Source organism: Mycobacterium sp., from assembly GCF_044223235.1.
In the GTDB taxonomy this organism is placed as follows: domain Bacteria; phylum Actinomycetota; class Actinomycetes; order Mycobacteriales; family Mycobacteriaceae; genus Mycobacterium.
Genome location: NZ_JBGAME010000029.1, coordinates 1 through 20867 on the forward strand (window position 1 = coordinate 1; position 20867 = coordinate 20867).

Here is a 20867-nt window from a genome sequence, read left to right on the forward strand (position 1 = left end):
CCGAGGGCGTTCGTCTACACCGCGCTCGGCGCGTCGATCGACGACCTGTCGTCGCCGCTGGCCTACGCCGCCGTCGCGGTGTGGTGCGCCACCGCCGTCGTCGGGGCCTTCGCAGCGCACCACGGATACCGGCGGTGGCGCGGACACGCCGACAGGCCCACCCAGGCCGGGCCCGAGCACGACCCGGCCGGATAGGGAATCAGAGGGATGCGCTGGCCGGCGCCGCCTTGGCCGCCACCGCCAGGATCGGCTCACCCACAGTCGTCTCACCCGTGGCGATCGGGTCGACGGCGGCGAACCTCTTGCCGTTCAGCACGATGACGGGCGTGACCAGCGAATAGCCGGCGTCCTCGATGATCTTGCGGTCGAAGGTCACCAGGGGTTGACCGACGGTGACCTTGTCACCCTTCTTGACCTTGACGTCGAAGCCTTCGCCCTTCAGTTGGACGGTGTCGATGCCCACGTGGATGAGCAGTTCGATGCCGCCATCGAGCACCAGGCCGAACGCGTGGCCAGTGGGCTGGGCCGCCACCACGATGCCGTTGCCCGGCGAATACGCGGTATCGCCGGAGGGCAGCACCCCGACGCCCGGACCCATGGTGCCCTTGGCGAACACGGGGTCAGGCACCTCGGCCAGGGGGATGACGGTGCCGTCCATCGGCGAGACGATCTCGGTGACCAGCCCCCGCTCGACGGCGGCCTTGGCCTCCGACGCGGCGATCACCGACGCTGCGCTGGCGCCCGCCGGGGCGGTCTCCAGATCAGCCACCGGCACGTGCGCCGCGGCGAATTCGGCCGCCTGCTCCGGTGTCTTGTAGCCGGAGAAGATGACCAGCAGCATCGCAGTGGTGAACGAGGCGGTGACGGCCAGCGCGTACAACGCCATGTTGTCGAACGCCGGGATGGTCAGCAGGGAGGTGAACACGAAGGCGTTGGTTTTGACGCCGCCGCCGATGCCGATGATGATGCCGCCGACCAGACAGCCGACGAGCATGCGTGGATAGATCCGTTTGAACCGCAGATGGATGCCGTACAGCGACGGTTCGGAGATGCCGCCGAGCAGACCGGCGGCCAGCGCGCCGATCGACGTCTGCTCCATCTGCGCATCGTGTTCGCGCCAGGCCAGGAACAGCACGCCGGCGGTGGCGCCGAAGCAGGCGAAGTTCCACGCGCCCATCGGTCCCTGGATGAAGTCGTAGCCCAGCGTCTGGATGTTCAGCAGCATGATGGCGTTGATCGGCCAGTGCAGGCCAAGGGGCACCATGAACGGGTAGGCCAGCGGGATGATGATGGCGAAGATGAACGGCGAGAAGTCGTTGATGGCCTTGAGCACGTTGGCCAGACCGGCGCCGGCGTACACCCCGATCGGCCCGATCAGGAAGGCCGTCAGCGGGATCATGATCAGCATCGAGAAGAACGGGACGAAGATCAGCTGGATGTTGTCCGGGATGACCTTCTTGAGCAGCTTGTAGAGCGGCCCGAGTACGGCGGCCATCAGGAGCGGTGGGAACACCTGCGAGCTGTAGTTGAACACCGTGAGCGGCAGCCCGAAGATATGCACGATGTTGACCTCGGACCCGAACACGGTACGCGGCTCGGCGACGTCAAGGAAGGCCGCGAAGCCGGGCAGCATCACCACCGCCATGATGGCGAAGCCCACCCAGGGATCCGCGTCGAGCTTCTTCGACGCGTTGTAGGCCACCATCAGCGGCAGGAAGACGAATACGCACTGCCAGCACAGATTCATGAACTGCCAGGACGGTGACAGCTCCGTGCGTGGATCGGCCCAGTTCGGGATCACGCCGAGGGTGCTCATCAGCGCCATGAAGGTGATGAACAGGGAGGCGCCCAGCAGCGCGCCGAGGATCGGGCGGAAGGAGTCGGACAGGAATTCGAAGAACGAGTCCAGCCAGGCGAACTTGCCACGCGGGCCTTTGGCGCGGGCGGCGGCCTTGATCGCGGCGGCGTCTTGCGCCGCACCGCCTTTGGACATATCCGGCAGCGCCATGATGTCGTTGTAGACACTTTGCACCGCTCCACCGATCACCACCTGGTAGCGGTTGCCCGCCTGCGGCACAGCGCCCATCACGCCAGAAACCGCCTCGACGGCGGACTGGTCGACGCCCGAGGCATCGCGCAGCTGGAAGCGCAGCCGCGTCGCGCAGTGGGTGAGGCTCTCGACGTTGGCGGCGCCACCAAGACTTCTGACGATTTCGGCGGCACTTTTGGATGACATGGCCATCTCCTTTACGCGGCCCCGGCACTGCCAAGGCGATCTCACCCACCGACGGGCCTGACCTCCGTCGTGCCGAGATGGTATCTCTGCCGTGGGCATCCTATGGCCAGATGGGCGATCTCGGCACCGCCTCCGGCGTCGCGGCTACGCGGAATGTCCGCTGAGGTTTGAAATATGTTGTGATATCGGTGTTTCTGTTGGGTTCGCTTCGAAATCGGCCCGCGCACAACTAGGTCACGGCGCGGGTGCGCCCAGATATCTGACCAGCACCGGACGCAGCCATTCGGTCAGCGTCGCGTCGTCCATGTCAACCAATGACGGAACCCCGACGACAAAGCGCGCCATCGCAATCCCCAGTACCTGCGACGCCACCAAGGCGGCGCGTTCGGTGGCGCGGTCGGGACTCACGACCGCAAGCGCCGGCGTGACCCGGTCCGTGAAGATCCCCAGCAGCGCATCGGCCGCGGCCCGGTTGGTCGTGGCGGCCCGCAGCAGCGGCAGGAATGGTCCGTCCGGAGCCCACACCTGGAGGAACAGCGGCACCAGAACGTCGGCGATGTCCTCGGGCGCGACCCCGGAAAGGTCGGGAAACGCGATGTCGATCCGGGACGCGGCGCCGAACAGCTTTTCCTTGTTCCCGAAGTAATGCATGACCAGCGCGGGGTCCACGCCCGCCGCGGATGCGATCGACCGGATGGTGGTGCGTTCGAAGCCGTTCTCCCCGAACTGCGATCGCGCCGTTGCCAGGATCGTCGCCCGGGTGGTCTCCCCGTCGCGTGTCTTCGCGGCCATGGCCGGGATTCTATTCAACAACTGTTGACATGACCAGCATGCCGTTCTACGGTTGAGTTCAACAGTTGTTGAACTCAACGAGGAGGATCACATGACACCGAACACCGAACATGCGGTGGACGTCCTGGTCGTCGGTGCAGGGCCGACGGGACTGACCGCCGCGGGCGACCTCGCGCGCGCAGGGCGGTCCGTCGTCGTGCTGGAACGCTGGGCGACGATCAATCCGTCCAGCCGGGCGTTCGCGACCATGGCCCGCACGCTGGAGGTGCTCGACGCGCGTGGGTTGGCCGACGACCTGCTGGCGGGTGCGCACCGGGCGCCGGGGGCGACGCTGTTCGCCAACACCGGCCTGGACCTGACCCACCTGGACTCGCACTACCCGTTCGTGATGATCACGCCGCAGACCAACGTCGATGGGGCCCTCGGCCGCTACGCCGTCGCGCAGGGCGCCGACATCCGCCGGGGCCTGGAGGTCATCGACATCGACCAGGATGCCGACGGGGTGACGGTGACCGCCCGGCCGCGCAACAGCGACGAACCTCGGGGCCGCGTGAGCTTCCGCGCACGGTATGTGATCGGCGCCGACGGCGCGCACAGCACCGTGCGTGCGCTGGTCGGTGCGGACTTCCCCGGCAAGACGGTGCTGTCCGCGGTGGTGCTGGCCGACGTGAAGCTGGCCCGCCCACCCGCGGGCAGTGGACTGACGGTGGGAAGCACCCGCGAGGCGTTCGGCTTTCTCGCCCCCTACCACCGGCACGATGCGGACGGGTCCTGGTACCGCACCATGGTGTGGGACCGCAATCGCCGGGTGCCCGACAGTGCACCCATCGGGCGCGCCGAGGTCGCGACCATCCTGGAGGCGGCGCTGAAGGTCGACTTCGGCGTGGTCGAGATCGGCTGGAAGTCCCGATTCCATTGCGACGAACGACAAGTCACGCAGTACCGGCACGGCCGGGTGTTCCTCGCCGGCGACGCGGCCCATGAGCACTCCCCGATGGGCGGGCAGGGTATGAACACCGGCATCCAGGACGCCGCCAACCTCGCGTGGAAGATCGACGCGGTGCTCGGCGGTGCCGACGAGTCCGTGCTCGACACCTACCACGACGAACGCCATCCCATCGGCAAACGTGTACTGCTGCAGTCGGGTCTGATGATGCGCGGCGTCACGCTGCATCCGCTGCCAGCGGTGTTATTGCGAAACCTGTTCGCGCCCACCCTTCTTCGGCTGCCGTGGGTGCGCGATGCGATTGCGGGAAGCTTCGCGGGCACCACGTTGCGCTACGGTCGGCGCGGTCTGGTCGGCACCCGGGCGACGCAGATCCCGTTGGCCGAAGGCCGTCTGACGGTGCTGCAACGCTCGGGCGACTTCGTGCTCATTCGCGAGCGCGGTTCGTCCCTGGCGGCCGCGGCGGGCACGGCCGACACGGCGGAAGTGGTGCAGGCGGAGCGGACAGACGACGGACCCGCCGTGCTGGTGCGTCCCGACGGATACATCGCGTGGGCGGGTGATTCCGCCGACCGGGTGGCGTGGTCGTCGGCGGTGACCCATTGGCGGCCGGTGCCGGTGGCCTGACCCGTATCCGTCGTCCCCCGGGTCGCGGCGATAGCCGGCGATTAGTGTGCGGTGTCGTGGAACGCGACGCCGATGTCATCGTGGTGGGTGCGGGTCTGTCGGGCCTCTACGCCGCGCGCGAGCTCGAGAGGGCAGGCCTGCAACCGCTCATCCTCGAGGCCAGTGACCGCACTGGTGGACGGATCCTCACCGAGTCGCCGATCCCGGGGATTCCGCTGGAGATCGGTGCCCAGTGGATCGGCGACACCCATGTGCGGATGCACCGGCTGGCCGCCGAACTCGGGGTGGAGACCTTCGCCCAGTACGACGACGGCGACACCAAGTACGAGCTGTGCGGCAGCGGGGTGTTGGGCCAGACCGAGTTCTACCGCCGGTTCGGCGCCGACGTCGATGCGGTCAACCAGGCGCTGGCCCAACTCGACGAGTTGGCCGCCACCGTTTCGGCGGAAGCGCCGTGGCTGGCGCCGCGGGCCGCGGAATGGGACGCCATCACCGCGGGGGCGTGGTACGACGCGCAGGGCCTGAGCCCGATCGGGCGGACGCTGCTGGAGATCTGCACGGTGGGCATTCTGGCTGTCCCGACCGTCGAGGTATCACTGCTGCACCTGTTGTTCACCATCCAGACCTGCGGGGTGGGCGCGGCGTTGTTCTCCGAAGCCGAGGGCGGCGCCCAGACAGCTCGGTTCGTCGGCGGGACGGCGCAGATCCCCGACAGGTTGGCCGCGCAGCTGCGCGATCGCATCGTGTTCGACGCGCCCGTGCAGACCATCGAGTACACCGCCGATTCCATCACCGTGCACTGCCGCGGCGGACGGACCTTTGGGGCGCGGCGGGTGATCGTGGCGATCGCACCCAAGCTCGCGTCGCGCATCCTGTACGACCCGCCGATGCCCGGGGTCCGCGACCAGCTGACCCAGCGGATGCCGAACGGTTCGGCGATGAAGGCCTTCTTCATCTACGACGAACCGTTCTGGCGTGCCGACGGATTGAACGGCCAGTTCATCTCGGACGTCGGCCCGGCGCGGATGTCCAACGACACCTGCATTCCCGGACAGGACGCCGGGGTGATCTTGGCGTTCCTCGAAGGTGAGCAGGCTCGCGTCGCCAGCAGATGGCCGCACGAGCGACGTCGCGCGGCGCTCACCGAGCAGATGGTCCGGATCTTCGGGCCCAAGGCCGCCGATCCCGTGGCCTACGCCGACGGCGAGTGGGGCGACCGGCAATGGACGCGTGGGTGTTACAACGCGAACCCCGGCCCACTGGTGTGGACGAATTACGGTGCGGCACTGAGCCCGCCGGTGGGCCCGATCCACTGGGCGTCCACCGACACCGCGACCCAGTGGAGCGCGTACATGGAGGGCGCCGTCGACGCCGCGGAACGTGCTGTGTCCGAGGTCATTCGGTCGCTGTGAGCGGCTGATCGGGGACCCGCGGGCCGACGGGCGACTGCCTCGCTCGACGACCTGTGCTGACCGGGTACGCGGCAAAGACGCGGCCGGGTCCTCGCACCTGCAAAGGAACCCGTATGCAACCGGGTCGGAAGAAAGAAATTCTGCAGTTCACGAATTAGTCTCAGAATGTGGAGGACGTTGGTTGGCGAATGGCACCGCGCCCTTCGATCTGGGCGCGAGTCGACCATGCCCTGCTCAAGTCGGGTCACCGCGGAGTTGTTCTGGTCGGCCCCGCCGGCGCGGGAAAGACCGCCCTGGCCCGGGCGCTGGCGCGCCGCCACACCGATCAGGACCGTCGGGCGGTCGTCCGCTGGGTGGCCGCCACCGCCTCGGCCAGCCACATCCCGTTCGGGGCCTTCAGCCATCTCCTGGAGGTAGCCCCCGGCGAGGAGTCCGCGGCCGTGCTGCGGGCCGCGCGGCTGGCATTGAGCAAAGACGCCGATGAGCGGCGCATGCTCATCGCCGTCGACGATGCGCAGCATCTCGACGAACTCTCGGCGACGCTGCTGCACCAGTTCGTGTTCCACTCCCAGAGCAGGCTGATCCTGACGCTTCGCAGCGAGATGCCGACGCCGGACGCGATCACGGCACTGTGGAAGGACGACCTGCTGGTCCGCATCGACGTCGAACCCCTCACCGCCACCGAGACCACCGCCCTTGTGGAACAGGTCCTCGGCGGCCCGCTCGAGACCAGCAGCGCCGACCAGCTCTACTCGATCAGCCGGGGCAATCCGCTGTTCCTGCGCCACCTGGTCGAACAGGCGACCGCGTCCGACGCGCTGCGGTGCGCCCGGGGAGTGTGGCAGCTTCGTGGTGAGACGACGCTGTCGCCGCACCTGGCCACCCTGATCCGGCATCGGCTGAACCTGCTGCCGCCCGAGACCCGGGGCGTGATGCAGTACCTGGCCATCGATCAGCCGCTGGCGCTGCAGGATCTCACCGAGCTGACGGGCATGGCGGCCATCGAACGGGCCGAGGCGGGCGGGGCGGTCACCATCGCCGAGCGCGGCGCCGAAACCGTTGTCCAGCCGAGCCATCCGCTCTACACCGAATGCATCGGGGCGGACATGCCCCGGCTGACCCGGCGCCGGCTCAGTGCCGATCTGGTGGCCCAGATCGGCTCTCGCGGACCCGAGCACGTCAGCGACCGGCTTCGGCTGGCGGCGCTGTCGTTGGATACCGAAACCCCGCTGGAATCCGACGAACTCATCACCGCTGCATGGGAAGCGATGCGGATGGGCGACCTGGCCCTCGGCGAACTGCTCGCCCGCGGCGCCCTGGCCAACAAGGAAAGCCTGTACGCCCGGCTGCCGCTGGCGCATTCGCTGGCCTGGCAGGGCCGGGGAGACGAAGCCGACGAGGTGCTCTCCGCGGTCGACGAGCGCACCCTGCCCGAGGGCGACCTGGTGGCCTGGGCGCTGCCCAAGACGGCCAACCAGTTCTGGATGCGGGGCGATTCGGCGCGGGCCCGCGAGTTGCTGGCCGAGATCCGTGACCGCGTCACGCGGATCGCATCCGACGTGCTGGTGTCCGACACCGCAGGTGAGCTTGCCATCGCCTGGGCCGCCGCCTCGGCCACACTTGCCAGCGCCCGACTCGGTCGTATCGACCGCGCGGTAGGGCTGGCCGAACGTGGCATGCGCACGTCACAATCCGGGCTGCTGCGGTTCACCATCGGTCTTGGCCAGCTCACCGTCTCGCTGCTCGACTGCAAGCTGGCGGGCGCGGAGACTCTCGCCCGTAGCTACGTCGGCTTCGCCGGTATCGCACAACCGGGGCGTGCCATCAGCGACATTCTGTTGGCGCACGTGCTGATGGCCCGCGGCAGGGTGGGCGAGGCGTCGGGCTTGCTGTACCAATCCGCCGCGGCGCTGGCCGAAACCGGTTACTCCTGGGGGCCGCTGGCGATGATCCAGCTGGTCACGGCGCTCGGCCAGCTGGGCGATCACGGGCAGGCCGCCCGGGAGCTGCCGCGCGCCCAGGCCGCGCACGGGATGCGCTCGGCGATGTATGCACCCGAACTGGAGTTGGCCCGGGCCTGGACGCTGGCGGCCGCGCGGGACATGCCCGAAGCGATCGAGGCGGCGAGGCGGGCGGCGACCGTCGCCGAGGACGCCGGCCAGCTCGGAATCGCACTGCTGGCCCTGCACGACGCGGTTCGACTGGGAGACAACCGAATTGCCGACACGGTCGAACGAGTAGGGGCCGCCCTGGGAGGCGCACTGCCTCCCCTCGTCGTCACCCACGCCCGCTGCCTGGCCGCACGGGATGCGGCCGGGCTCGATGAGGTCGCCGACGCGCTGGCCGCCCACCACCGCACACTCGCCGCAGCGGACGCGGCCGCGCAGGCCGCCGTGCTGCACGCCGCCGCGGGCCACCACGGCGCGGGGCTGAAATCCCGCAACAAGGCCGCACAGTGGGCCGCCGAATGCGGCTCGCCGTCTACTCCGGCCCTGGAACAGGCGCTGACGCCGCTGCCGTTGACGGGCAGCGAACGCAAGGTCGCCCGGCTGGTGTCGGAGGGGTTGAGCAACAGGGCAATCGCCGACCGGCTCTCGGTATCGGTGCGAACCGTCGAGGGCCACATCTATCGGGCGTGCACCAAACTCGGGCTTGCCGATCGCGCATCGCTGGCCACGGCGATCAGCTCACCGACGCGGGCGTCGGATCGGGTGGAGACGCGGGCGTCGAATCGGGTGGAGACGCGGGCGTCGGATCGGGTGGCGACACCGGCCTCGGAGGGCGTGGTGTCCCCCGGCCGTCGGGGAACGGGCTGAAACGCCGTCAGCCCCTCAGCTTCGCCAGAATGTGCGGGAACACATCGCGGGCGGCGTAGCGGCCAAGGAACATGTCGAGATGCCCGTAGCCGGGAAGGATGCCGAGCGACTGGTTGCCGGGCCGGTGCTTCTCGAGATACTCGAAGCTGCGTTCCTGACTGGCGGGCAGGAAGCAGCGACTGTCCTTCCCCGCGATCAGCGCGATGCGGGCGTCGGTCTGCGGCGGCCGGGACAGCAGGTCCACGGGCAGTTCGCGGAAGCGTCCGGTGGGCACCAGACGGCCCGCCCGCATCGAGGCGGCCATCTGTTTGAAGAAAGTCATCGGCACAGGCCCGAATTCGTCGCGCAGCCAATCGTGGGTCCGCTTCGACAGGTTCTCGTGGGACCACAGCGCCGGAAACCCCGCGCCGTACGTGAAGCTGATCATCCGGCACGGCAGGTTGGTGCATTCCCGGTGGCTCACCCTGACCGCGGCGACCATTGCCTTGGCCAGCCACCCGTCGGGTTTGTGGTCACGGTCGCCCCATCGGGGGTCGACGTAGGGCAGCGCCCGGGCCAGCCGTGGCACCAGATGGGACAGCTTGATTCGCGACCACCTCGGCACGATGGGGTGCAGCGACATCGCATTGGACACGATGGTGTCCACCTGCGGCACCAGGCCCGCCACCGCGGACAGCGCGAAACTGCTCGACCCCTGGCAGTGGATCACGGCCTTCACGGTGTCGGCGCCCGTCTCCTCGATGATCCGCCGCACCGCGAACGGATGGTCGAACACGGCCGCTTCGTCCAGGTTCCACTCGTTGGCCGCGACGTCGATGCTTGCGCGCCAGTTTTCCAGCCAGACGTCCCAGCCATCGGCGACCAGTGCGTCGACGATGTTCTCCCGCTCCGGCGCACGAAAAAGGTTGGCCCGCACCCCCGCACCGGGCACCAGCAGTACCGGACCGCGCCACGGTTCGGCGTGTCCGCGCACGCGCTGCATGTTCAGTGCCATCCCGTCGCCCGCGGTGAACTCGACGGTGGTGGTGGTCAGAAGTTCGGGTTCGCTCATCGCAGCGGGCTCCTGTGTCGAGGTCCGGTATAGGCGGCCAGCAGGCGTTCGAGGAAGAACAATCCGAAAAGACCTATACCGCTTGGTCTTCCATGAAATGTGGCGAGCTGGCGGGCGAACATCGCGGCGTTGAGCCGCAGGATGCCACGGGCATGATCCCGCCCACCGTCATCCGCGCCCCATTCGGCACGGCCGCGGACCAGCCGGGTATACAGCGTCGTCGTGTCCGGCCACATGTCGAAACCCCAGTCGTTGCCGACGTCTTTGAAGCCAAGCAGGGTCATCGGCCCGTCCGCGGTGTCGAACGGGAGCCGGTAGCGCATCGAGTACCGCCCATGCTCGGCCGGCGCGAAGACCTCGAAGCTGCCGTCGGTGACGATGCCGACCGGTGCGAACTCCTTGCAGAGGACCACGCCGCGGGCGTGCATGGTGTGGTGCGGGTCGCGAAGGACGTCGCGAACGTCGTCGGTGCCGATCGTGAGGTGGAAGCCCAGCCGGATGCCGTCACGGCGGCCGATCACCTCACCGGTGTCGTAGCCGGGTGCACCGACGCCGTAGAACCCCGTCATCCGTTCGGTGAACCGGACTTTCATCCGTCGGGCCACCCGTTGCGGCCGGCTCCCTCGGTCAGCATGTCCTGGGCCACCCGGTCGGCGAACGCCGCGATGGTCAGCGACGGGTTCGCCCCGATCGGACCGGGGAAGATGGAGCCGTCGGCCACCCGAAGACCGGGAACCCCGCGGACGCGGCCGTATCCGTCGACGACGCCGCGGGACTTGTCGGTGTCGGCCGGGCAGCCGCCCAGCGGGTGCACGGTGACGACGCGGTTCAGGTGGTAGGTCGGATTGACCACGAAGTCGCCGCCGAGCGCATCGGCGAGGGCCTCCATTCGACGGCGCAGCGTCTCGAAGTACTTCAGCGAGGTTTGACGACTCCAGGTGCTCTCGAGCATTCCGTCGTCGTCGCGGCGCAGGTACAGGGTGCCGTCGGGAACGTCCATCCCCATGCCGAGCACCGGCATTCCCCGGGTGGTCACCAGCGGGCGGCCCAGCAATGCGCTGACCTTACCGGACAACGACGTGTCCTGACGACCCCTCAGTCGTGAAATGGCGACTGCAGCAGCAAGTTTCGCCACGCTCGGGATACGCCGGATGCCGATCGCCGTCTCGACCAGCCAGGCGGCGAACTCCGGGTAGCCGGCGTCCTGGATGTACATGCCGTAGTCATCGGGTGAACCGGTGTCGGATTCGTCGGGGAACTCCAGGTAGGAGGTGATGACCGGCCCCGTCCAGCCGTCGAGTTGGCCCGCGACGTTGAGGATGAATCCGAGCAGATCACCGTTCCCGCAGAACCGCGTGCCCAACGCGGGATTGCTGATGCCGAGGGCTTCAGCGTTGCGCAACAACAGGTGTGTGCTGCCCAGCGTCCCCGCGGCGACGACCACCCGGTCCGCGACGATCGTGTCGACCGGCAGCGTGCGGGTGCGGACCTGCCAACCCTCGTCCTCGGGGCGGCGCACCACCACCCCGATATCGAATCTGCCGTCGCTGCGGCGTGCGATGCTGCGCACCTCGGTGCGCTCGTGCAGCGAAGCACCGCGGTGACTCGCCGCCGACAGGTAGGTGTGGTCGAGGCTGCTCTTGGCGCCGTCGTTGCAGCCGGTGTCGCATTCACCGCACAGCCTGCAGGTGCGGCGGGTCCGTCCGAACATGTTGGGGTACGCCGCATCTGGGACGGGTGCACCTATGGCGGGCTCGTCTGCGGCATCGCGGAACCGCACGGCCAGCGGTGCGTAGGCCGCTCTGACGTCACCGGTCGCGGCGGCGTGGAAGTGCGTCACCTTGGCCATGGCGAACGCGGGATCCAACGGTTTCGACACGCCCGCCGTCGGCAGCGACTGCACCTGGAGGAACCGCTCGACGGCGTCGTAATGCGGTTCGAGGTCCGCACGGGTGAACGACCACGTCTCCTCGACACCCGGACGGTAGGGGTGCGGTTGCCTGAACCAGGTCTCGGGTTTGCGCAGCATCACGTTGGCGTAGATCAGCGAACCGCCGCCCAGTCCGCTGGCGACGATCGCGTCAATACCGCGGAACGACCACACGTCGAACAGCCCGTGGAGCCCACTGGGGGGATCCCAGAAGTTGGTGGCGACCCGGCCCGGCGCCCTCGGGAACGTCCCCGGCGGATAGGCCTTGCCGCGCTCGAGCACACAGACCGTCAGATCCTCGCCCGCCAGTTTCTCGGCGATCACCGCACCGCCGAACCCGGAGCCGATCACCGCAACGTCGATCCGGTCGGGTACCTCCCCGACCCGCAGGCTCACAGCTCCCCCGCCGGGCGCGCGGGATGACGCTTGTCCACGACACGCTCCCCCGATACTGATCAGTGCCGACGAAATTAGCCTGCGTCGCGCACCGGCAACAGCGAATGCGGCGAACTGCGGCGTGTCACTTGGCGTGTCGGCGTCGCGGCCGCGTCCCGCTGGTGTGCAGGCACCGGGAACAACCGCCGCTCGGCCAGACTGCGACCCCTCGTCACACAGTCGAACCGGTCAACCCCCCGACCGCCGTCCCCTGTGCCCACGCCTGAACGGTAGAGCGGCGGGTGGGCCGCTGACCTGCGTAGTGACTACCTGTTTATGTCCGCGGCGGGTGGCAGCCGATTTTGGTGAACTGAACAGCAAACAGGCGCCGGTAAGCTTCTGGCCAGAGAGAAGGGGGTACTTCGGTGTTCGTTGACAGTGACTTGCTGCGTTGTGGTGCGGAGTTCTCGCGCAGCGCCGGCGTTCTCGCCCAGCGGGGCGCCGACCGGTTCGGCTCGGCATCGCTGCCAGCTAAGTTGTTCGGCGATTTCGGCGCCGCAGATACGTTCCACCGGAACCTGGCAAACGAGCATGAATGCCAGGCCGCCGCACTGCAGGGCCACCAGGCCCGACTGGACCTGCTGGCCCAGAAAGCCCACTACGCGGCCACCTCCTTCGACACCCAGGACGATGCCGGCGAGGCGGCGCTGGACCTGGCCGCGAGACGGGTCGCCTGACGGCCGTGTTGTTGCGACACCTGCGCGCCGGGGAGCTTTGCGCGGCCGCCGGGGGTGACCCCTGGCGCGTCAACGACACCATCCAGGCCGGTTGCCCAGGACAGATCCACGACCTGGCCTCGGCGTTCCGTGACGCCGGGGTGTGCGTCGGCGACACTCTCGACGAGTTCACCCGCGCCAAGAACCGCTTCGAGGCGGCGTGGGACCGCCACGGCCCGGGCCCTGGCGGCGATCACCCGATCAACGACGCCGCCGAAGTCCAGGACGCCGAGGACGGACTGCACCTCAACCGCGACCAACTCACCCGGGTGGCCGCCGATCTGGAGAACATCGCCGCAGCCTTGGCCGAGGCGCAGCGCAGCGGCCAGATCGCCATCGGCAACCTGGAATCCGCGTTGGCCTTCATCGACAATCAGATCGATTTCGCGATCGCGCTCGCCTGGGCCGAGGGTCGACCGGCCGACTGGACCGACCTCGAGCGTGCCGCCGTCGAGCGGACCGCGACCGCATTGCTGGAGGTGACCTCGGTCCGCGGCGCCTACGCCGACCACCTCGACGCCGCCCGGCTGGATATGGCCGCGGCGGGCTACACCCCCGACCCCCTCGGCGGCGCCGACGGCACGGGCAGCGTCTCACCGGCGGCCCAGGCCAGTGCCGACGCTTCGAAATACGCGGCCGAGCAGCGCGCCACCGACCAGAGGTTGGTCACCTCCCCCGGCCCCTGGACACCTGACAAGCAGGCCGCACAGGATCGGCTGCGTGACTACACCGTCCTGACCGACCCCAACGCGGACCCGCAGGCATTCCGCCGCGCCGCCGCGCGGCTCGACGACTACCACACGGCCCAGCTGACGGGTCCTCTCCCGGTCGACCCGATCCTCGGCGGAAACGCCGCCACCCGCGCCCAGTTCCGGCAGGACTGGCAGCGGAAGCTGCAGCAGGGCTTGCTCGGCGTGCCGCCGATGAGTGCGGACGCGGCCACCGCACTGCTCGATCGTGCCGAGGCGCAGGCCCGGCAGCTCGTGATTCGGCAAGCCACACAGGCGCTTCAGCGTGAAGGGATGTCGATCGAAGGCGCCGCCGCGGCGATCGCTGCCCTCTCCGGCGGCATTCCGTGGGACGTCCTGGCGGATGCGTCAACCGCGTCGGGCGCGGCGGGTACCGGGCTGACGGCGGCCCATCGGGCCGCCGGCCTGCCCGGCGCCCACGGGGTTGGTGTGCTGACTGAAGCCGACCTCGAGGTCATCGAGCGGCTCGGAAAGAACCTGGGCCGCGTGAGCACTCTCGGCAGCATCGTCCTGGGCGTCAACGATTTTGCCCACGGCACGGGGTTCTGGGAGACCGCCGGGGGTTTCGCGGGGGGTGCGGCCGGTAACTACCTTGCCGGCGTTGGCGCGTGGGCGCTTGCGGGCTCATACGTCGGACCCCAGGGCGCACTCGTGGCGGGTCTGGTCGGCGCCGTTGTGTTGGGGATGACGGGCGAATGGTTGGGCGGGGAGGTGGGCCGTGTCCTGGATCGTTGACGGCGCGTGGGTCACGGCCCTCGTAGCACACCGCCTGTCGTACTGGAACTAACCGAACCCGTGCACCGCGAAGTATGCCGACGCACGCGCGGCGGTGAACTCGGGGTCGGCGAACAGTCCGATCGCACCGGCGGCGCGCACCAGTTGGGCCAGATGCAGCAGGCTGCGGCCCGTTTCGAATCCGCCGACCATGCGGAAGTGGTCCTGTCGCCCGTCGAGATAGGTCAGCCACGCGACGCCGACCTTGTAGAACTGCGTCGGCGACTCGAAAATCAGCCGGCTCAGCGGCACCGTCGGTCCGAGGATGGCCCGGAAGCCCTCCTCGTCGCCGCCGTCGAGGCGTGCGAAGGCCGCCGAGGCGAACCGCGGGATCGCCGCAAACGCGCCGAGCAGCGCGTCGCTGGTAAGGGTGCCGTCGCCGGCGATCAGGTCGACATAGTTGAAGTCATCGCCGGTGAAGACCCGGGCCGGCGACGGAATGCGTTCGCGCAGTTGCATTTCCAATGCCGGATCGAGCAACGACACCTTGATGCCGCGCACGGTGTCCAGGTGCGCGCCGATCAGGTCGGCGACGGTGGTCATCGCCGCCTTGGGTTCGTCGTAGCCCCAGTACCCGGCCAATGCGGGGTCGAACACGGCTCCCAGCCAGTGCAGGATCACCGGCCGGGTGGCCTGCGCCAGGACCTGGTCGTAGACGGTCACGTAGTCGTCGGGCCCGGTTGCCACGCGCGCGAGGTGCCGGCTCGCCATCATCACGACGTCGCCACCCGCGGCCTCGATGTCGCCGATCTGTTCGAGGTAGGCGTCGCGGATCTGGTCCAGCGTCGGATCGGTCACGGTGAGCTGGTCGGTGCTGATCCCGACGGCCACGCCGCCCCCGGCCCCCTCTGACTCGGCCAGGGTCCGTAGCGCCAGCTCACGCGCGGCGGCCCAGTCCAGGCCCATGCCGCGTTGCGCGGTGTCCATCGACTCGGCCACCCCCAGTCCCAGCGACCACAGGTCTCGGCGCAGTTGCAGCGTTGCCTCCCAATCGATCTGGTCGAGTCCACCGGACGTGCACGCGCGCAGCGGATCGGCCACCACATGGGCGGCGGCGTAGACGGCGCGGCTGGGCGGCGGCGCCGACGACGTCACCAGCGCCGCGGGGGGTGCCAGCTCGACCGGGGTCAGTGCGCCGTCGGCGGCGGGAAGGCGTAGCCGTGCCATCAGCGGGCGTCCAATCCGCCGTCGGCCAGAATGGTCTGGCCGGTAATGAAACTCGCGCCGTCGCCGGCCAGGAAGCACAGCAGCGCTGCGATCTCTTCCGGCTGCGCGGCGCGGCCCAACAGGTTCGTCGCCACCTCATTGCGTACCTCCTGCGACCAGGTGTCGGCCATGTCGGTCAGCACGAATCCCGGCGCGACGGCGTTGACGGTGATACTCGGCGCGAGCGCCTTGGCGAAGGACACTGTGACGTTCTCCAGCGCGGCCTTGGCCGCCGAGTAGGCCGTCACCTCCGGACTGGCGAGGTTGTCGCGGCCGCGGATGGACGACACCGTGACGATGCGGCCGCCGCCGTTGGACAGCATCGACGGCGCCACCGCGCGGATGAAGTTGACCGGCGCCAGCACGTTGGACCGGTACTCGTCGAGCCATGCGTCGGTGGGTCCTTCCAGCGCATCGGTGGCGGTCACGCTGCCCAGCGTGCAGATCAGCGCGTCGATCGGTCCGTGCTCGCCGACGGCCGTCTCGACCAGTGCGTTGACCGCGGCGGCGTCCTGGCCGTCGCAGCTGTAGGCGGGTGCGTCCAGTTCGGCGGCGAGGTCCCTGAGCGCGGGTGAGTCGCTGCGGCCGTGCAGGATCACCCGCGATCCGGTCTTCGCCTCGATCTTCGCTGCCGCCGCGCCGATCCCGCGCGAGGATCCGGCGATCAGAACGGTTCTGGTCATCATGGTCTCCCTGTTGTCGTGAGGTATGCTCCCGCGAGCGAGTCGATCAGCGACGCCGAAGGCCGCCGATTTGTCAACGCGCGCTTGATGATCGATTGCGCCACCGGCGCGGTGGCGAGAATGTCGGTGACCAGCGCGTCGACGGCGGCGGACACGTCGTCGGCGACCGCGTCGACCAGGCCGAGCCGCAACGCCTCCGCCGCGCCGAGCCGACGTCCGGTCAGCGCCAGCATGCGTGCCGCGCCGAGGCCTGCCGTCTCGACGATGCGGCCCAGACCGGACCACCCGGGCGCCGTGCCCAGACCCGACTCGGGCAGCGCGACGACCGCGTCGGCGGCCGCGATCCGGAAGTCGCAGTGCATGGCCAGCTCCAGGCCGCCCCCGTACGCCCCGCCGGTCAGCACGGCAACCGTCGTCTGGGGTAGCTCGGACAGTGCGGCGAACACCCGCTGTCCCAGTCGGGTCCACCGCCCGCGAATGACTTCGGCTGTCGCGGAACTGAATTCGCGTGTGTCGGCACCGGCACAGAACACCGGTCCCGCGCCGTGGACGGTGACCACCCGGATGTCGGCGTCGCCGGCGACATCGTCGAATACGCGACCCAGTTCGGTCAGCATGGCCGTGCTGAGCGCGTTGCGCTTGTCCGCGCGGTCCAGGAGGACGCGCCCGACGGCGCCGCAACGCCGGAACACAACCCGCCCGTCGGTCACGGTGCGGCGTTTCGCTGCAGGCTGGTCCAGCGCCGCTCGGTCAGCAGGTCGATGCTGGCGCGCCCGCCGAGGTCGTCGCCCAGCCCGGACGCGGCGGTGCCGCCGAACGGCACATGGCATTCGTGCAGCGCGGTGCCGTCGTTGACGTGCACCATGCCGGCACGCACCCGGTCGGCCACAGCCCATGCGTGGTCCAGGTCGCCGCCGAATACAGCCGTGGACAGCCCGAATCGGGTGCCGTTGACGATGGCCAGCGCCTCGTCGACGGTGTCGACGACCGTCACCGGCGCGATCGGCGCGAACACCTCTTCGTCGTGCAGGGGCATGCCGGGGTGGACCCGGTCGACCACGGTGGGGCGCAGGAACACCCCGTCGGCGGTGCCGCCCTCCACCAGGCGGGCGCCCAGGGCGATGCTGTCGTTCATCATCGCCAGCGCCTTGTCCACCTGCCGCAGCGACAGCATCGGACCCAGGTCGACGTCGGCCGCGAAGGGGTCACCGACCGTCAGGTCCGCCGCGTGCCCGGCCAGTGATGCGATGTATTCCTCGGCGACGTCGGCCAGCACGATGTGGCGGCCGGTGGCGATGCACACCTGCCCCTGATGCCCGAACGACGACGCCGCGCCGCAGCGTGCGGCGAGGTCGACGTCGGCGTCGGACAGCACGACACTGGCGTTGTTGCCGCCGAGCTCCAGCGCCACCCGCTTGAGGAAGGGCGCCGCGGCCTCGTTGATGCGCCTGCCGGTGTCCTCCGATCCGGTGAAGTGGATCATCGCGACGCCGGGGTGGGTCACCAGCGCAGGTCCCGCCGGACCGCCGGTCAGCACCTGTACCACCCCGGCGGGTAGGCCCGCTTCGGCGAGCACGTCGGCGAGCATGAGTCCGCCGGTGAACGGTGTCTCCGGCGCCGGTTTGAGCACCACGGCGTTGCCCAGCGCGATGGCCGGGGCCAGCACCCGCATCGCGATGTGCACCGGCGCGTTCCATGCGGTGATCAGCCCGACCACGCCGACGGGTCGCCGCTCAAGGATGTTGATCCTGCCGCGCTGCCCGGACGGGATGATCTCGCCGAGCGGTGTCGTCGCCAGTTCGGCGGCCTGGTAGAACTCGATGACGCTGGCGGCGATCTCGCCCTCGGCCTTGGCTCCGACCGCGCCGCCCTCGCGGATCAGCACCTCCTTGAAGCGTGCGGCCTCCCGTTCGAGGACCGCGCCGCCGCGGCGCAGGATGGCCGACCGCTCGGTGGCCGGCAGTGCGGCCCAGTCCCGTTGTGCGGCAACAGCTCCCGACACCGCGCGGTCGACCTCGGCAGCCGAGGCGATCGCGGCGTGGCCGAGGATCTCACCGGTCGCCTTGTCGGTGACCGGTAACGCTTCGCCCTCGGCGGGGATGAAGTCGCCGTCGAGGAACACCGCCCGCTGCAGCGACTCGGCGAGGACGCCGGATCCGGATTCGGTGATCGACACTGTCATGGTTCCTCCTCAGGACCAGTCGGCACGCGCCGCGGCCCGGCCGAGCATCAGGGCGTGGATCTCGCTGGTGCCGTCGATGATCTGGGTGATCTTGGCGTCACGCATCAACCGTTGCACCGCATAGTGCAGGTGGACACCGTAGCCGCCGTGCAGTTGCACGGCCTCCGTGGTGTGCCGCATCGCGGCGTCGGTGGCGAACATCTTGGCGGCCGAGATCAGATGCGAGTCTCCGCCGCCGCCGGTGGCGAAGCTGCTCACCCCCTGCTGGAGCAGCCCGCGCGCGGCCAGGTAGTCGGCGTGCATACGGCCGAGCTTCTCCTGCACGATCTGCAGCTCGGCGAGCGGTTTGCCGAACGCGATGCGGTCGCGCACGTAGGCGCCGGTCTCCCGCAGCGCCGCCCGCATGAACCCCACTCCGTAACAGCCCGCGTCGAGGCGGGCCAGGTTGAGGCCTTCGAGCATGCCGCGGAACCCGTCGACGTTCAGCCGCCACGCCGCGGGGATCCGGCAGTCGTCGAAATGGACGTTCGCCATGGGCATTCCGCGGAACCCGGACATCGGCTCGTCCTGCCCGACCGTCACCCCCGGGGTGTCGATCGGCACGACGAATGCCGCGGTCGGCGCATCCCGATCGGATGATCCGAGTTTGGTCAGCACGATGCAGAACTGCGCCGCGGGCGACTGGGTGATCCACGCCTTCTCGCCGGTGATGCTGACGGTGGCGGCCCCGGCGTCGATTGCCACCGTGCGGCCGGCGCGGATGTCGGTGCCCGAGTGCGGCTCGCTCAGCGCGAAGCTGCCGCGTACGGTGCCGTCGATCAGCCCGGGCAGCCAGCGGTCCAGGACGGCCGGCGGTGCGTACGCCGCCAGCAGATAGCCGTGCAGCCGGGCGATGGAGATGCCGAGAGCGACCGCGCCGGAGTAGGAGGCGACGATCTCGGTGGTTTCGTGCGCCAGCGCAAACATTGTCGGGTCGATGGTGCCGTCGACGTCGAAGATCAGCCCCTGCAAACCGATTTCGGCCGCATCCTCGAGCAGATCGGGGAAGAACTCGCCGGTCAGGTCGATCTCCTGGGCGCGTGGTGCGACCCGGCTGGTGCAGAAGTCGGTCACGACGCCGAGGAACTGTTGGGCGTCGGCGTCGAGATGGTACGCGAGGGTCATCAGGCCCCCACCCCGCTGTCGACCCCACCGTCGGCCCACTCGTAACGGATCACGCCACGCAGGTTCCTGCCCGCCAGCAGATCGTCGTACGCGTCGTTGATCTGCTCGATGCGATACTCGCGGGTGACCAGCCCGTCGAGGTTGAGCTGGCCGGAATCCCACAGCCGCAACATCTTCGGGATGTCGTTGCGCGGGTTGCAGCCGCCGTTCAGCGAACCCGTGAGCGTCTTCTGCCACAGCACGAAATCCGATGGGTTGACCGGGATGTCGGGCTGGTCGTACCGGGTGAGCCCGACGACGGCGACCACACCGCCCTTGCGGACCGAGCGCACCGCCTGACCGATGGTCTCCGCGGTGGCGATGGCCTCGAACGCCCTGTCGACCCCGACGCCCCAGGTGAGTTCGGTGGCGAACTCCACCGGGTCGGTGACGGTCGGGTTGACCGTGTGGGTGGCCCCGAACATCTTGGCCTGCTCAAGTTTCCAGTCGTTGATGTCGCAGGCGATGATCCGCTTCGCGCCGGCGATGCGGGCACCCTGCACGATGTTCATGCCGATGCCGCCGACGCCGTAGACCATCACGTCGTCACCGGGGGTGACCCCGCCGCGGTACACCGCGGTGCCCACCCCGGTGGTCACCCCGCAGGCCACCAGGCAGGCCCGTTCCAGGCGGTAGTGCTTGTCCACCTTGACCACGGACTGCCCGGGCACAACGGTCCATTCGCTGAACGTCGACACCAGGCAGAACTGACCGAGTTCGACGCCCTCGTCGTCGCGGAACCTGTACGTGCCGTCCAGCTGCGGCCCTTCCACGGTGTGCGCGCCGAGGTCGCAGAGGTTGGTCTGCCCGTTGGTGCACCACCGGCAGGTGCCGCAGGACGGCAGGTAGGACATCACGACGTGATCGCCGGGAACCACGTGGGTTACGTTGGCACCGACCTGTGCGACGACGCCTGCGCCTTCGTGGCCGAAGATCATCGGCAGCCGCGCGATCTGGTCGCCGGTGACGTGGTGCATGTCGGAGTGACACACCCCGGAGGCGACCAGGTGCACGAGAACCTCGTTGGGACCGGGTTCGTCGAGTTCGATCTCCTTGACCTGGAAGCGGGTGTTGAGTCCGTAGGTGACGGCTGCCCTGGTACGCATGTC

Annotated in this window: 16 protein-coding genes and 1 pseudogene; 6 read left to right on the forward strand and 11 right to left on the reverse strand. The window is 69.1% G+C overall.

The genetic code is table 11. The features are described 5' to 3' along the window. A pseudogene (locus ADBZ6K_RS23410) lies at window positions 1-195 on the forward strand (TVP38/TMEM64 family protein); the annotation flags it as partial. Between the two features lie 4 nt (window positions 196-199). Here the strand turns inward: ADBZ6K_RS23410 and ADBZ6K_RS23415 are convergent. Together ADBZ6K_RS23415 and ADBZ6K_RS23420 are read right to left on the reverse strand one after the other, a co-directional pair. Then, window positions 200-2236, reverse strand: a complete 2037-nt coding sequence (locus tag ADBZ6K_RS23415; RefSeq protein WP_526351195.1) for a glucose PTS transporter subunit IIA — start codon at window positions 2234-2236, stop codon at window positions 200-202. A 234-nt stretch (window positions 2237-2470) separates the two neighbouring features. Beyond that, entirely contained in the window at window positions 2471-3028 is a 558-nt protein-coding gene (locus tag ADBZ6K_RS23420) for a TetR/AcrR family transcriptional regulator (protein WP_526351197.1), read from the reverse strand. Between the two features lie 91 nt (window positions 3029-3119). Between ADBZ6K_RS23420 and ADBZ6K_RS23425 the strand changes: the two genes are divergently transcribed. From ADBZ6K_RS23425 to ADBZ6K_RS23435, 3 genes are all read left to right on the forward strand, one after another. Then, a complete protein-coding gene (locus ADBZ6K_RS23425; protein WP_526351199.1) occupies window positions 3120-4601 on the forward strand; it encodes an FAD-dependent oxidoreductase in 1482 nt (493 codons plus the stop codon). 56 nt (window positions 4602-4657) lie between these two features. Next, the gene (locus ADBZ6K_RS23430; RefSeq protein WP_526351201.1) at window positions 4658-6013 is read left to right on the forward strand and encodes a flavin monoamine oxidase family protein; all 1356 of its coding nucleotides are present in this window, start codon (window positions 4658-4660) and stop codon (window positions 6011-6013) included. 188 nt (window positions 6014-6201) lie between these two features. Then, window positions 6202-8829, forward strand: a complete 2628-nt coding sequence (locus ADBZ6K_RS23435; protein WP_526351203.1) for a helix-turn-helix transcriptional regulator — start codon at window positions 6202-6204, stop codon at window positions 8827-8829. Between the two features lie 7 nt (window positions 8830-8836). Here the strand turns inward: ADBZ6K_RS23435 and ADBZ6K_RS23440 are convergent, their stop codons facing one another. Genes ADBZ6K_RS23440 through ADBZ6K_RS23450 form a run of 3 tightly spaced genes read right to left on the reverse strand, consistent with a single transcriptional unit; the run spans window position 8837 to window position 12206 of the window. Beyond that, window positions 8837-9880: an alpha/beta fold hydrolase gene (locus ADBZ6K_RS23440; RefSeq protein WP_526351205.1), complete on the reverse strand. Its 1044-nt coding sequence runs from the start codon at window positions 9878-9880 to the stop codon at window positions 8837-8839. After that, window positions 9877-10473, reverse strand: a complete 597-nt coding sequence (locus ADBZ6K_RS23445) for a hypothetical protein (RefSeq protein WP_526351207.1) — start codon at window positions 10471-10473, stop codon at window positions 9877-9879. The genes ADBZ6K_RS23440 and ADBZ6K_RS23445 overlap by 4 nt, the downstream gene beginning before the upstream one ends. After that, entirely contained in the window at window positions 10470-12206 is a 1737-nt protein-coding gene (locus tag ADBZ6K_RS23450; protein WP_526351209.1) for a GMC oxidoreductase, read from the reverse strand. Before ADBZ6K_RS23450 ends, ADBZ6K_RS23445 begins: the two co-directional genes overlap by 4 nt. 404 nt (window positions 12207-12610) lie before the next feature. Here ADBZ6K_RS23450 and ADBZ6K_RS23455 point away from each other — a divergent pair, with 404 nt between their 5' ends. Beyond that, window positions 12611-12922, forward strand: a complete 312-nt coding sequence (locus tag ADBZ6K_RS23455; RefSeq protein ID WP_526351211.1) for a DUF2563 family protein — start codon at window positions 12611-12613, stop codon at window positions 12920-12922. Window positions 12923-12927: 5 nt separating this feature from the next. Further along, window positions 12928-14445, forward strand: coding sequence for a putative alpha/beta hydrolase (locus tag ADBZ6K_RS23460; protein ID WP_526351213.1), 1518 nt, complete (start codon window positions 12928-12930; stop codon window positions 14443-14445). Between the two features lie 48 nt (window positions 14446-14493). On the opposite strand, the gene ADBZ6K_RS23465 is transcribed toward ADBZ6K_RS23460, so the two are convergent. Genes ADBZ6K_RS23465 through ADBZ6K_RS23490 form a run of 6 tightly spaced genes read right to left on the reverse strand, consistent with a single transcriptional unit; the run spans window position 14494 to window position 20864 of the window. Then, the gene (locus ADBZ6K_RS23465) at window positions 14494-15651 is read right to left on the reverse strand and encodes a DUF993 family protein (RefSeq protein ID WP_526351215.1); all 1158 of its coding nucleotides are present in this window, start codon (window positions 15649-15651) and stop codon (window positions 14494-14496) included. Further along, window positions 15651-16373 carry an SDR family NAD(P)-dependent oxidoreductase gene (locus ADBZ6K_RS23470; protein WP_526351217.1) on the reverse strand — a complete coding sequence of 241 codons (723 nt, stop codon included), beginning with the start codon at window positions 16371-16373 and terminating at the stop codon, window positions 15651-15653. Before ADBZ6K_RS23470 ends, ADBZ6K_RS23465 begins: the two co-directional genes overlap by 1 nt. Next, entirely contained in the window at window positions 16373-17083 is a 711-nt protein-coding gene (locus ADBZ6K_RS23475; RefSeq protein ID WP_526351219.1) for an enoyl-CoA hydratase/isomerase family protein, read from the reverse strand. Before ADBZ6K_RS23475 ends, ADBZ6K_RS23470 begins: the two co-directional genes overlap by 1 nt. Next, entirely contained in the window at window positions 17080-18555 is a 1476-nt protein-coding gene (locus ADBZ6K_RS23480; RefSeq protein ID WP_526351221.1) for an aldehyde dehydrogenase family protein, read from the reverse strand. The genes ADBZ6K_RS23475 and ADBZ6K_RS23480 overlap by 4 nt, the downstream gene beginning before the upstream one ends. 9 nt (window positions 18556-18564) lie before the next feature. Beyond that, entirely contained in the window at window positions 18565-19719 is a 1155-nt protein-coding gene (locus tag ADBZ6K_RS23485) for an acyl-CoA dehydrogenase family protein (protein ID WP_526351223.1), read from the reverse strand. Further along, on the reverse strand, window positions 19719-20864 hold the full coding sequence (locus ADBZ6K_RS23490) for a Zn-dependent alcohol dehydrogenase (protein ID WP_526351225.1): 1146 nt from the start codon (window positions 20862-20864) through the stop codon (window positions 19719-19721). The genes ADBZ6K_RS23485 and ADBZ6K_RS23490 overlap by 1 nt, the downstream gene beginning before the upstream one ends. Window positions 20865-20867: the final 3 nt, after the last annotated feature.

Excerpts from the sequence above, each read along its gene's own strand:
- ADBZ6K_RS23470 (WP_526351217.1), bottom strand. The coding sequence starts at position 16,373 with ATGACCAGAACCGTTCTGATCGCCGGATCCTCGCGCGGGATCGGCGCG.
- ADBZ6K_RS23465 (WP_526351215.1), bottom strand. The coding sequence starts at position 15,651 with ATGGCACGGCTACGCCTTCCCGCCGCCGACGGCGCACTGACCCCGGTC.
- ADBZ6K_RS23440 (WP_526351205.1), bottom strand. The coding sequence starts at position 9,880 with ATGAGCGAACCCGAACTTCTGACCACCACCACCGTCGAGTTCACCGCG.
- ADBZ6K_RS23435 (WP_526351203.1), top strand. The coding sequence starts at position 6,202 with ATGGCACCGCGCCCTTCGATCTGGGCGCGAGTCGACCATGCCCTGCTC.
- ADBZ6K_RS23490 (WP_526351225.1), bottom strand. The coding sequence starts at position 20,864 with ATGCGTACCAGGGCAGCCGTCACCTACGGACTCAACACCCGCTTCCAG.
- ADBZ6K_RS23480 (WP_526351221.1), bottom strand. The coding sequence starts at position 18,555 with ATGACAGTGTCGATCACCGAATCCGGATCCGGCGTCCTCGCCGAGTCG.
- ADBZ6K_RS23415 (WP_526351195.1), bottom strand. The coding sequence starts at position 2,236 with ATGTCATCCAAAAGTGCCGCCGAAATCGTCAGAAGTCTTGGTGGCGCC.
- ADBZ6K_RS23485 (WP_526351223.1), bottom strand. The coding sequence starts at position 19,719 with ATGACCCTCGCGTACCATCTCGACGCCGACGCCCAACAGTTCCTCGGC.
- ADBZ6K_RS23425 (WP_526351199.1), top strand. The coding sequence starts at position 3,120 with ATGACACCGAACACCGAACATGCGGTGGACGTCCTGGTCGTCGGTGCA.
- ADBZ6K_RS23420 (WP_526351197.1), bottom strand. The coding sequence starts at position 3,028 with ATGGCCGCGAAGACACGCGACGGGGAGACCACCCGGGCGACGATCCTG.
- ADBZ6K_RS23445 (WP_526351207.1), bottom strand. The coding sequence starts at position 10,473 with ATGAAAGTCCGGTTCACCGAACGGATGACGGGGTTCTACGGCGTCGGT.